This window comes from Oceaniovalibus sp. ACAM 378, from assembly GCF_008085915.1.
GTDB lineage: Bacteria > Pseudomonadota > Alphaproteobacteria > Rhodobacterales > Rhodobacteraceae > Oceaniglobus.
The window spans coordinates 16,066-28,161 of sequence record NZ_VSJK01000030.1 but is presented as its reverse complement, the minus strand read 5'-3'; the positions used below and the strand labels follow the sequence as shown (position 1 = coordinate 28,161).

General features: G+C 60.4%; 12 protein-coding genes. 1 reads left to right on the top strand and 11 read right to left on the bottom strand.

The window, feature by feature from the left end:
• Positions 1-175 precede the first annotated feature (175 nt).
• A complete protein-coding gene (locus tag FQ320_RS23510) occupies positions 176-595 on the top strand; it encodes a hypothetical protein (protein WP_148475719.1) in 420 nt (139 codons plus the stop codon).
• Between the two features lie 672 nt (positions 596-1,267).
• Here FQ320_RS23510 and FQ320_RS23500 read toward each other — a convergent pair.
• The 11 genes from FQ320_RS23500 to FQ320_RS23450 all read right to left on the bottom strand — a co-directional run bounded on the left by FQ320_RS23500 (position 1,268) and on the right by FQ320_RS23450 (position 12,027).
• The gene (locus tag FQ320_RS23500) at positions 1,268-1,444 is read right to left on the bottom strand and encodes a hypothetical protein (protein WP_255509695.1); all 177 of its coding nucleotides are present in this window, start codon (positions 1,442-1,444) and stop codon (positions 1,268-1,270) included.
• 4 nt (positions 1,445-1,448) lie between these two features.
• Entirely contained in the window at positions 1,449-1,772 is a 324-nt protein-coding gene (locus tag FQ320_RS23495) for a hypothetical protein (RefSeq protein WP_148475717.1), read from the bottom strand.
• Complete coding sequence (locus FQ320_RS23490) at positions 1,769-1,993, bottom strand: hypothetical protein (RefSeq protein ID WP_148475716.1); 225 nt, start codon at positions 1,991-1,993, stop codon at positions 1,769-1,771. The genes FQ320_RS23495 and FQ320_RS23490 overlap by 4 nt, the downstream gene beginning before the upstream one ends.
• 27 nt (positions 1,994-2,020) lie before the next feature.
• A complete protein-coding gene (locus tag FQ320_RS23485) occupies positions 2,021-2,824 on the bottom strand; it encodes a M15 family metallopeptidase (RefSeq protein ID WP_148475715.1) in 804 nt (267 codons plus the stop codon).
• A 61-nt stretch (positions 2,825-2,885) separates the two neighbouring features.
• Entirely contained in the window at positions 2,886-3,521 is a 636-nt protein-coding gene (locus FQ320_RS23480) for a hypothetical protein (protein WP_148475714.1), read from the bottom strand.
• Positions 3,522-3,567: 46 nt separating this feature from the next.
• Positions 3,568-3,975, bottom strand: a complete 408-nt coding sequence (locus tag FQ320_RS23475; protein ID WP_148475713.1) for a DUF4376 domain-containing protein — start codon at positions 3,973-3,975, stop codon at positions 3,568-3,570.
• Positions 3,965-4,282, bottom strand: a complete 318-nt coding sequence (locus FQ320_RS23470; RefSeq protein WP_148475712.1) for a hypothetical protein — start codon at positions 4,280-4,282, stop codon at positions 3,965-3,967. Before FQ320_RS23470 ends, FQ320_RS23475 begins: the two co-directional genes overlap by 11 nt.
• Before the next feature lies 1 nt (position 4,283).
• Complete coding sequence (locus tag FQ320_RS23465) at positions 4,284-5,450, bottom strand: pyocin knob domain-containing protein (protein WP_148475711.1); 1,167 nt, start codon at positions 5,448-5,450, stop codon at positions 4,284-4,286.
• An 11-nt stretch (positions 5,451-5,461) separates the two neighbouring features.
• Positions 5,462-10,984: a phage tail protein gene (locus tag FQ320_RS23460; RefSeq protein WP_148475710.1), complete on the bottom strand. Its 5,523-nt coding sequence runs from the start codon at positions 10,982-10,984 to the stop codon at positions 5,462-5,464.
• Positions 10,985-11,416 carry a GNAT family N-acetyltransferase gene (locus tag FQ320_RS23455; protein WP_148475709.1) on the bottom strand — a complete coding sequence of 144 codons (432 nt, stop codon included), beginning with the start codon at positions 11,414-11,416 and terminating at the stop codon, positions 10,985-10,987. It abuts the gene before it with no gap.
• Positions 11,413-12,027: a hypothetical protein gene (locus FQ320_RS23450; protein ID WP_148475708.1), complete on the bottom strand. Its 615-nt coding sequence runs from the start codon at positions 12,025-12,027 to the stop codon at positions 11,413-11,415. The genes FQ320_RS23455 and FQ320_RS23450 overlap by 4 nt, the downstream gene beginning before the upstream one ends.
• Positions 12,028-12,096 lie beyond the last annotated feature (69 nt).

The following is a 12,096-nucleotide window of genomic DNA, read 5'->3' as shown; positions in this document are numbered from 1 at the left end:
GAAGGCGGATAGAAAAATCTGCATGAGGATGAGGACTCCGTGAACGCAATCCCCAATTCAGAATCCATCTCGCCCTCACAGGCAAGAGCGACCGTTCACGCCTTCAGTTCCAAACGCGATTCCCCTGCTGAACGCCGTCAAGGAACGAAGAGTTGAAGTAAAAAATGGCGATGTCATGGTCGCCATTGATGAATTTATAGCAGACAATGAGGTGACGTTTGTGGATGCATACCGCGTTGCCACACGCAGCAACCAAGCGAATTTCTTTAAAGAGTCACTGCTGGCGTGTGCACTCGCAGCCTCCAAGGGCGACGATGGGTTTTTCACGGCCAATGATGTTCTGGAACCTTACACAGCGATAACCCAGTCCAAAAAGACCATTTCGAGCTACGATGATCACCTTAGACGCTTCGCAACCGATAAAGGCGGAAATATTTTAAAGCGGAGGGGCGGTGACAGACAGGTTCAGTATCGCTTTACGGACCCCATGATGCAGCCATATGTAATAATAAAAGGGATCCAAAACCAAATGATCGACGAAGAATCTAAGAACTCTCTTCTTCGTCAGGAAGAGCCTTTTTTCCCCACCTTGTAGCAGCAGCCTTCTTTGCTATCTCCACACGTTCTTGCTTTGAAAGGTTGGCAGCTCTAGTCTGCCCTCCCTTTGATCCAGTTGATACCGCATTGCGCCGTTTCTTAACCTCGTTGACCTCACCAGTCGCGATCCCAACAATTATGTGTGCAAGCTGGTTGGCGTCACGGGGTCTCTTGGGGGGATGAGTCGTTTGGCTTCTCTATCAAGCGGTATGTGGGGATGCGTGAAGCATTCCATTGGTCAAGTCTCACACCGCAGACGACGCAGTCAAAGTGGTCGCTGTCGCGCACCATCAGCTTTCGGCTACCAACCTCGTAGACCGCGCCGCATTCACATGTTGTTCGATGTTTCATACTGTGAAGATAGTGCTGATCTCTACATCGTGCAAACCCGGACTCGCGCGAGGCCTTACTTTGTGATTACAAACTGACCCACTACCGGGCGTGGTATATTGCGTGCCATGACTGGCCCTTCTGCAGGAAACTGCACGGGTCAGCCTTCCGTCTTTCCGGTGGTTTGTCATTTGCAGGGGAAAATTGCGATGATGCCGCAAGAACACCTGGAGTGTAGGCTTCGGCCCTACCCCGCATGGGCATACGGTCCGAGACGCTGCGGCCCCTAAAGGTAGCAGCGATACCGGCGCCGGGTCTTAATGGCGCAACACCGCGGGCCTCATGCTCCCGCCTCGATCAGCGTCACGCCAATCGCCTCAACCTTACCGTTCGCACACTCCGCGCTGCGCAGGTGCTCTGTCGCCAGCACGGCCAAATCCCGATAGGTCTGCGCCGCTCGATCGCTGATCGGGCACGGCACCAGCAGTTCGGCCGGCACAAAGGGAGCCACGGTCACATATTCAGTCCGTGGATCGCAGGCGGCCAAGAAGATCGGCAAGGTCAGGATCAAGCTGCGCATCGGCACACTCCCCAAGATCGGCTGTCAGGATGGATTGAATCGTCGCGTCCAGTTCCCCGGCGCGGAGCTGCCAGCGGGCGGCACGTTCGGCGGCGATCTTCGCTGCCGTCGCCCGCTGTGTCAGTGACACTTCCAATGTGGCCACCGAGCGGGTCAGAGTCGCGGCACGGCTTTCGGCCCTATCCGCCCTGCCCGACTGCCACCATGCTGCCGCCCCGAGGCCGAGGGACAGCAACAAGGCGGCGATCAAAGCGTATTTCGTCACCGCTCCATCGCCTGTTTGATTGCCGCGCGTGATCGGCTGGTCAGATACCAGATCAGCGTTCCTGCGGCGGTGATGGCACCCACCGTCAGCTCAATAATGGCGGGGTCGGTCGCAAAAGCCCGCGCATCTCCGGGCATCAGCAAGCCCCGGTTAACGAGAGTGGCGGAAAGCGCGATCAGCGCATAACGCACGAACGGCGTCCAGGTCGCGATATTCTTCATCGGATGTCCTTTCAGGGTGTGTGAACTTCAGAGCCGGGCCATCTGGAAGTGCATTGCATCCGCACCCCAGAGGCGGATTGCAGGCAGCCAGCCGTGGCGCTCCATGATGTCGAGGAATGGCTGATATTCGGATCCGCAGAACCCGGCGGCCGGGCAACGGGTTCGCAGGCCGTTCGGCGCGGCGAAGATGTCGATGGCACAGCCATAGGCGTGCATCGACCAGCTGGTGCCGCCCCTCATCCGGCGCGGGTTGTATCCGCCGGCATATCGATCGAGACCGAGCCTGCGCCATTCCGCCTCGCCATAATGGTCGAGCACAGCGGCCAGTGCGGCCGTCAGGGGTTCTGCGCAAAGGCCATGCACCCGCAGGCGCGTCACTGTGGTGTCCAGATCCCAGTCCAGCCGCATGGGCGCAGGTGTCTCGGCCCAACCCAGGCGCTGCTCAACCGTGCCGCCAGGTCCCGGCGTGCCATAGGCAGTTGCGACCTCGGCCTGACGCGGCAGGCGCGTCGGAGTGGCGCGCGACGGCAGCGGCGCACGGCGCACATCTGCGGGCACGCCCGCTTGCTCGCTCAGCCAGCTGGTCAGCGCTTCGGACGTGTTGTGCCCGGCATATCCATCGATTACGCCGGGCTCGTGCCCCTGGGCGTCCAGCACGGTCTGCGCTGCAGCAATCAGGCGGCGCGGCCACGGCCAGTGGCTGCGGATGGCATTGGCGTTGCGCTCGATGACCACCGCCGCATCGCGGGTCAGCGGCCCGGGATCTCCATCGATCGCACCGCGATAATATCCTGCGGATGCGTAGAGCATCTGGATCTGTCTCACGTCCATATTCATCTCCCATGGCAAAAGACCCCGCTGGCGGGGCGTGAAGGTTGCAACTGTTGGTGGATCAGCGCGCGCGGGTGCGGATCGGGAACGGGATGCGCGACGACTGGAACGTCAGTGGCTCATCCCGGGGCGTCATGCCGGGGCAGCTCGTGTAGGACGCCTCGAACACGAAGTCGGCCGTCGGCTCGAGACCGACTGGCGTCATCACTTGCACGTCGATCGTCGTCCAGCTCATCCCGATGTTACGCGCCACGCCCGGAATGATCCGTTGTGCCGGGGCGAACAGATCCGATCGAGGATTGATGAAGCCCCACTGGGTTGATCCTGGCACGATCCGGCAGCGGACGCCCTCGGCCACCCGCCGCAGCTTGATCTGGATGTCGCAGGGTTCGCGCTCGACACAGTGGCCATCGAGCGGCCGGGTATTCGTGATCGAAACCTCGAACACCTCGGACGGACGTCGAAGGGACTCGATGTCATCGCGCACATCGGCCATCTGGCCCAGCAGGCTCTCGACCCTGACCACCAGCTGGTGCAGCGCGTCCGGCGTGTTCCAGATCGCCATCGCGCGCTCTTTGACCGGATCGAAGACCATGATCACGAGGCCGCCAATGGCCGCAACCACAAGCCAGTCGACAGATTTCGATATGAACCGCTCCCAGATCATCTGGCGCAGCGGTTTGTGCTCTTCGGACATGGAGCGTCCTTGTGTTGGAGGTGCGGTCAATGCGTGACGGGGGTATTCACGGCCAGTGGATGTCATCTGCAAATTCAGCAGGGACTGCCTCGGCGTCTTTCAGCGCCCAGCTTGCCGAATAGATAGCCGCTGCGGCTTCCTTGCCCTTGCGGGCCATCTCGAGCACCTGAGACGGGGTCAGTCCGTGGACAACATTGTCGCCGTCGCGGAACGGGATGGCAACCGTCGTGTAGCCAGCGGCGATAAGTTCGCGCGCCGTGTCGGCCACGGCAATCAGGTTGATCTGGTCGCCTGTTCGCCCCTGTACCGGAACGTCTCCATAGCCGGCGATGGTCACGGTCGCGCCATCGGCCAGCCTGCGGTCGCGCTCGCCGTTGACGCCCGCGCGCCGTTTTTCCTGCACCTGTGCGGCCTTGTCTTCGACGTTGATAAGCTGCGTGAGGTCAATATTCATCGGTCGGCTCCACATCATAGGTTGGAAGGGAAACCGGCCCGTCGCCGGTCAGCGTGAACGGCGCGGGGTGCCGGGTTTCCTGCGGCGCGTTGGCCCCGTGCGGCAGGATCAGGGTGACATTCAGAACGCCGCCGATACGCTCAACCGGCCCCCCGAACCACGCGCTGTTGATGGCCTCTGCGGGGAGTGTCGCGCCTTCTGGTACAACGGACAGATCAAACCCCTCCCCGTTGATCGTCAAAGTGTCGCCTGAACGTGTGACGTTAAGTCGGTCGTCCTGGCGCATGGGTGAGAATGTCAGTTTCATTTTAGAACCACTTTCCTATTGCGACGTATCCAGCGGAACAAGCCACGGTCGCCGCAACCGGTCGCCAGTACCGCAGTTGAAAATTCGATACCGAGGCGGTGTCGCCTATCACCAGAGCATCCGAAGTGGTGAGGTCATCCACTTGGGCTACAATCTTTGGGTTTGCGATAAAGGCCGCTGCGAAGTTAACGCTGGTCCCGCTCCCCGACCGGAAGCCTCCGGCATAGGCCACGCCGCACACGATGCCAGTTGCTACAACCTGCCCCCAGCAAATCTGCGTCCCATCAGCGAAGCGAACATATTGGCCGTTGGCGTTTCCGCCCTTCTCGATCAACCCCCCGGTCGGGATGCCCGCCACTTGGGAGACCGTGCGAAGAATGTTGTCCTGTGCGTAAAGCATGGTCCAAGGGCTGAACCCGTAGCCTGCGGCAGACCGGTAACGCCGAACGTACACATCGTTGTTCGAGATATTCCGAACAAGCTGGTGCATGTTCCCGTTGTCGTATCGGATGTTGAGGAGCGTCCCAAAGAAGGCCCCCCCGCCGGGGAAAGTTCCTGTGGAAGTCCCGATAGTCCGCCAAGCCCCGGACGCAAGCGTAGTGTCGTCGAGGTCCATTGCGGTTTCCGGGTTGCTCAATTCGCCCCAGCCAAAGGCCCCCGTCCTGAGCAGCTTTCCCATTGTGGCGTCAACCTTGCTCGATTGAACGGCCCCGCCAGTAGCGATGTTAGCCCTCAAGATCAGTTGGTCCAAGCCCCCGGCCACAAGGGCCAGCTCGTTCGCGCTTACTCGGCGCATCCCGGTGTCGCTATCGGCGGCGAAGGCAATCCCCGGCGCTGCCTCAGTCCCATAGCCGAACTTTCCCGCACCGGGGCCGTCAACCACGGCCTGAAAGTCACTGATCAGGGCGTTGATCCGGGTCGCCAGATCGATCGTCAAAGACATCGTGGGATATGCAGAATACTGCTGCGCCGCCGCGGTCGAACCCTGATAGTTCTGCTTGAGAGTGATCGACGTCGCGCTGTTCACCGTGTCGATCTCATAAGACCGCCCATCAGGACCGACGAACCCCCAACCATTCTGTAACGCACCGTACCAACCTGTCCCGCTGCCGGTGACGGCTTTGCTGCCATTGGTCACGCTTACCGTGCCCGTGCTGTACCAAGCCATTGAATAGCCCCTTATGTGACCTGAAAAACTGCCCACTCAATCGTGGGATCTTGGAGATAAAGCGGACCTTGCAGATCCAACCCGATGCGCAAGAAAACCCGGCCCGAAATGCCTGTGGCCCAGACTGGATCGACGGTCACAGCGGGGGTTTTCTGCCACGCGATTGTCGGTTGGGGCTGTGCGCCGACAAAGCCGTTCCATCGCGCGCCGGACATGATCTCCGTTTCCAACGACCAGAAGGAATTGTTCGGATCCATCGGTTCATCCGCGAAAACGCCCGTCGTGATCTTCGCCTCGGCAACCAGCGCGACCCGATTGGTGCTCCAAACATCGTCCTGCCCGATGCGAATGCCAGTGTTGACGTATCGCCACCTGGCGCCGTCTTCGATCCGGCCCGCCGGGACGAATGATCCTCGCGCCAGAATGAGCGGACGGGAAATAACCAGACCAGCGGCTTTGACTTCGCCGGTTTTGAAATTCAGCCGCATCCCCTGAGTAGGTTGCCCTTTTGCATCCTGAGAATAATTGTCGCTCTGCAATGAATCGCTGATCTTGGCGCGGCCGATGGCCCCGTTTCGGATCGTGGCGTCTTTCATATAAACGCCTGCGGGAATACTCACGCCACCTATTACCTGCGGCGTCGTATAAACAATGAACGGGGTGGATATCTGCTGATTACTGCTCGGCGCGGAAGTGATTGCGAATTTATCCGCGACGAAACCGACCTGTGACGCAGGCTTGCCCATATCATCAATATCGGATCGCAGGGTCATCCCCGACACGATGCCATTGTTGTCGATCCGAAGTGTGTATTCGGCTTTGATCCCGCCGATGCTGGATAAGGCTGTGCCGATTTCGGTCGAGTGTTCCCCGACCGTGGTGCTCAGGTCCAATGTGGCCGCAGATATTACCGCGCCCAGCCCCGCAGTGGTGGTGTATTTTGACGACAAGTCAGCGGAGACTTTATCTGCCGCCCCCTGGGCCCCGGCTGCGGCTGCTGCCGCGTCCGATGCAATGCTGTCGGTCGCGGCAACCCAGTTGGAACCGTTCCAGCGATGCGGTTGGTTCTTCCCCCCACTCGTATCGATCCAGAGGTTGGCCGAGTTGCGATTATCCCCCGTCGGCGCGGTGTTGGTGAAAAACACGCGGCCTTTGCCGCCAGCAAAATCAGACGCCGCCTGCGCCGCCTGCTGCGCCGCATTCACCGACCCGCCAGCGCCTTCCATTGTGGCTTGCAAGGTGGTGGTCGCCTGCGAAATGGCATAGTCGGCCGCAGTTATCGTGTAGTACTCATTGGTCAGCGTGGCTGTCAGGCTAGTGACGTCCTGCGCAACCGCCGCCGCCGCCGCTGCTGCCTCGGTCGCAATCTTGTCGGTCGCGGGAACCCATTCGGTCCCGCTCCAGCGGTTCGGCTGGTTCTTGTTCTGACTCGTGTCGATCCAGAGATTGGCAGCGTTTCGGTCTGCCCCAGTCGGCGCGTTGTTGGCAAAGAACACCCGTCCCTTGCCGCCCGCGAGATCAGACGCCGCCTGCGCCGCCTGTTGTGCCGCCATCACCGACCCGCCAGCGCCTTCCATCGTGGATTTCATGTCCAACGTGGCCTGTGCCATCGCCAAATCAGCGTTGGTGATCGTATAATAATCATTGGTCAGCGTGGCTGTCAGAGTATTGAGATCGCCCTTGACTGCTGCCGCCGCCGCTGCTGCCTCGGTAGCTACCTTGTCGGTCGCGGGAACCCATGCGGTCCCGTTCCAGCGGTTCGGCTGGTTCTTGTTCTGGCTCGTGTCAATCCAGAGATTGGCAGCGTTTCGGTCAGCCCCTGTCGGCGCGTTGTTGGCAAAGAACACCCGCCCCTTGCCGCCCGCGAGATCAGACGCAGCCTGCGCGGCGTCTTGGGCTGCTGTCACCGACCCGCCAGCGCCCTCCATTGTGGACTTCAGGTCCAAAGTGGCCTGCGACATTGCCAAATCGACATCAGCAATCGAGTAGTAGTTGTTTTTCAATGAGGTTTCGATCAGGCTGGCACCATCTTCGGCCGCTCCCACACGCCCTTCCAGCAACAGGAAACTTTCGGAATATGCTGCAAGGTCATCTTCGGTGGCGCCAACGCGGACGATCAGGCCGGATGTCGCCTTGGCTTGCCCGACAAGACCACTTTCGGCGTCTTCAACTCGCCCGTCCAGCGCCACGATATCTTGCGCCATGGCCTCCGTTTCGGAAGATCTAACGCTGGTTTCCCGCTCGACAAGCGCCACGCTGTCATCGATCCGCACCCCGAGTTGCTGCACGAAAGATGCCGTCGCCACACGCTCATCGTCGACATAGGCTCGCATGTCCTGCGTGGCATATGCCAAATCAACCTTCAGCAACTCGCGGCCTTCATAAGCATCCAGCAGGGCGGCGAGATCGTGGACTGACAAAGCATCGAAACTATCGAATAGGGACCTTGTGTCGCTGACCGTTTGCTTGATGCTCGCCCCGTCAATGGAAGACAGTTCAATCTCGGCGTCAGATATCCGTGTCTCTGCGGCGTCGAAATCCACCTGATTGACCTTGAGGGCGATTTCCCCGTCCAGCCCGTCAATATCGACCTCGGCCTGTGTCAGCCTGACCCCGATCCCGTCCACGACTGTTTCGTCGGCCTTGAGGTTGATGGCGGTATCAACGGCGTCCAGATCTATCTCGACGTTGCTGACCCGCAAATCCAACTCGCCCAGCAAGGGGATTTGCGACGGATCCAGGATCGCATCTGACACCACCTGGTTGACGTAGGATTGTGTCGCCCGCAGATTGATATTCGCTTCGGCGGCGTTCAGACGGATTTCGGTTTCGCTGATCTTTTCGGCGGTTCGCTCCACCGCAGCAATCCGCACCGTGCCGTCCTCGGGGTCCACATAAATTCCCGCGTCACGGATCGTGGTTGTCGTGTCGCTCGCATTTGCCAGCAGCCAGATGACCCGTTCGTTAATCGTGCCCACCGCCTCATAAACGCTGGCCCGCGCAATATCCTGCAATTCAATGTCGCGGATAATCGGCGGAAATCGGTCGCGGACGTCGGCGATCAATTGCTCGACATCGGCAATGTCATCATTGATCCGGTCCCAGTTCGGGACAATTATGTCGAGATTGAATCCATCGATCAAACTCTGAGCGATGCCCGTCGCGTCGGCCTCGATGACGGTCCAGATGTCATCCCCAACATCGGCCGGTGTCAGGCGGGTATCGTCGGTTATGACGCTTTTCCAAGCGGTCCAATTGGTCGGGCGCGCAGAAGCCGGAATGAATTTCGCCCGAACTTCGTATTCAGTCGCGGGCAGAACTCCTGTGGAGATATAGATTTCACTTTCGGCCACATCGTTGGTTTGCACCGGATCGATATGCACCCCGGTGGCCTTGACGCGGATCTGGAACTTGATGGCCCGCACATCGGCCACGTCGCCATCCCAATAGGCCCAGATCGCCGGGCGGCGCGACGTACCATCGGCACCCGCGAGGGAAACCGCCACCACCGCGAAATGTCCGACATCCTGCGCGGGCAAAGGCTGCGGCAGAATGCCGGGGATCGCGGGCGGCGTGAAATCGACAGCCGTATCGAAATCGTAATCACTTGGATCGATCTCGGTCAGGTCAAGCATGATGTCTGCGTTGGCCAGGTCGATCATTCCATCGACGCGGAACTGTTTGGTCACATAGCCATTGCGTTCGCTGGTCCATTCGACCACATCGCCCGGCTCCAACGGCCAGAACCTCGGCGGCAGCGTGAAGGTATGCCGCCGGGCGCGCCGGGCCTCGTTGAGCGCAGCGAGCATCAAGCGTTGCACCTGCTCGGGATAAGGCACCCAATCCAGAGAAACATCTACCAGCAGACGGCGTCCACCATCCTCGGCCTCGTAATCAGGACTGTAGAGCGGCGGTGCGGTTTCCGCCTGCCAACCGGCATCTGGTGACGGATATTTCGCGGCCACGCCATTGACGGTATCAGCCAGTCCGAGGAACGGCGTGAATGTCTGATCGCTGGTGCTGATAATGTCGTCATCACCGAAGGACATGACCGGCGCATCGGGCGCACCGGCGAAAAGCTTGTAAACGCCGCCCGCGTCGGACAGCCTGCCGTTACAGGCATCAAGCAACCCTTCGATCACGGTCACAATCGCTGCGGAAACCGGGACTTCGCCTGACGAACGGAAGCGCGGCTCAGGCCCATCAGTACCCGAAACCGTTCCGCGACACTTGCTGATCTGCTGTATCCAGTGATCGACGGGAAGCTGCGCCTCTGTCACGCCTTGCAAGCCGTACAACCACCTTATTTCGGTCACGGAAAGCCCGGTCTCAAAGATCGCACCGCCAGCACCCGCACTGCGCCCGCCAGTGCCCAGATTGAACGTCAGCGTGGGGTCAGTCAGGTCGGAAATATCATAGCCGACAATCTCAATGTACTGACCTGCGGTGCCGCCGTGCCTGCTTCTATAGCTGAACTCCGGGAGGCTGGATGTCCCGAAAATTGGAGGTGCACCATCACCAAGCGGCGACATGGGCGTTTGCGACGGATCCGTACCTGCCGCCGCGGCCACGCCACCCTGCGCGGTCCATACCTTGATGACCGTGGCACCATCCCGCAGAATAACCGTGGTCTCGGTTCCGTCTATGCCCAGATCGTCACGCGGGTCTTTCGCAAGGTCGTCAGCTTCACTGCCACCGCCACCGACCACCCGCAGCGACAGAGTGTTCGCTCCATCAAGACTGACCGTCTGCGCATCGACCCCAATGCCGCCGGTTCTGTCGATCCGGTACGACATCCCTCGCAGGATGTTGTAGATTTGGACCGCTACATTCTCGCTCGTTTCCCATGTTGCTGGATCCGACCAGCGGTGCGCGCCAGTGCCGCCAACGGTCGTGTCCTTCGACGGGTCGTAAAGCCGCGCGCCATCGATCTCGAACAGGAAGCGGGGGAAGCCGTTGCGCCAGAACTCCTGATCAATCCGTGCGCGCACCACGGCATAGGCTTTGCCGAACCCCACTGCATCGGCATCCCAGGGGCGCTCCTCGGTCGAAACGTCGTTGACAAGAAAGGGATCGGCCGTCGCCTGTGTCCCGTCATAGAAACGCACTTGCAGGTAGTTCTTGCCGCCACGCACATACTCGGGCGCGTTCAGCCAACCTGCGCTACTTTCAAGCACCACCCGCGCCCCGTTCACCCAAAGCCCGGTCAGCCCCGAGACAGGCAGGTCGGACAGCGTGATGACCCAGACCATCCAAGCGTTCGGCGTACCGCCTTCCGCAGCCGTGTTGCCATAGGTCAGGGATCCTGCCGTCGCGTATGCCCCGAGGATGAACGCCTGCGGAACATCTGCGCCGCGCTCAAGCTGCCCCTTAACCCCGAAAGACGGCCCCTTGTCCTTACCTGCCAGCTTTTGCGCCAACATCGACAGCCCCATGCTGGCAACAGTGCGCAGCAGGAACGTCCCGACCGAAGCCCATGTGAGACCGGCGAAAAAGCTGGAAACAGCCGCACCGATTGCCGTGAAAACCGCCATTTACAGCACCTTGGAGTAAGTCATTTCAGCAGGAAGGAACCCCGCCGCGCCATAGAGGCGTTCAAGCGAGCGTCCCGGCAGGGCCATCATCGATGCATGGGAACAGCCGAGGTCGCGCGCCCAGGCTATGTACTGATGCAGCAGTTCTAGCGCGGCGCGCCCCCGGCAATCCGGGTCGATCCAAAACGCCAATTCGGTTGCGACTGCCACGGGTGCCAGCGGCGACCTGCTGGCCGCCGCGCACAGCATCCCGCGCGCCGCGCCATTCCTGTCCAGAACCAACGCAAGGCGGTCAGTCGCCGCCAGATGGGCGCGCAGCGATGCCGTGAGGTAGTCCGGATCGAACGGGATCGCGAGATCGGCTGACGCAATGAAATCCCCCGCCATCCGCACCATGGCCAGAATATCGCCCGCAACTGCGCGGCGGATCACGGATCGGCGCCCCACTGCATTTCCCAGGTTCCGACCGCCGCTGCATGGCGGGAAAAGGTATCGCCATTCCTGCGGATTTGCTGGTCGGCATCAGAGCGAGTTGCAGGATTCGACCGGCTCATTTCCTGAGAATGGCTGACGCAAGTCAACTCTATGCCGCCGTCTCCGCCCTCTGCGGGGGTTTTGATCTCGATGCTGTCCACGAAGCCGACAAAGCGCGGGAAGGCCGGGGCCAACTGGATCAGCGTGGCAGGCGCGAACAATCCACGGAACACCTCGATCCGCGCCTGCTTTACATTGTAGGCGCGAACCAGATCGCTGGCGTTTGAAATCTGGCTCATCGTCACGTTAACGGACTGCACCGAAAGACTGGACGTCATCGTCACCTGCGAAATCTCGATCAGCCCGCCTGCCCCTTGAAAGCTGCGAAGCGTGACCCCGCCAGTGTGCGGATCGATAACCTGCGCCGATACCGTTGAAAGGTCTGACCAGAACCCGACCGGGATCGCAACGCCGGTCGTGCGCTCCCTGGCCTCGATCCAGAGGAAATCGCGGATCGTGACATTGCGGCCTTTCAGAGCGGCGATTGCCGCCGGGGCAAGCTGTCTCATGTGATCACCTGTGAATTGGGATGGGTAGCGAAAACAACTTTGCACCGGGACTCGACTCAAGCCCCGGTG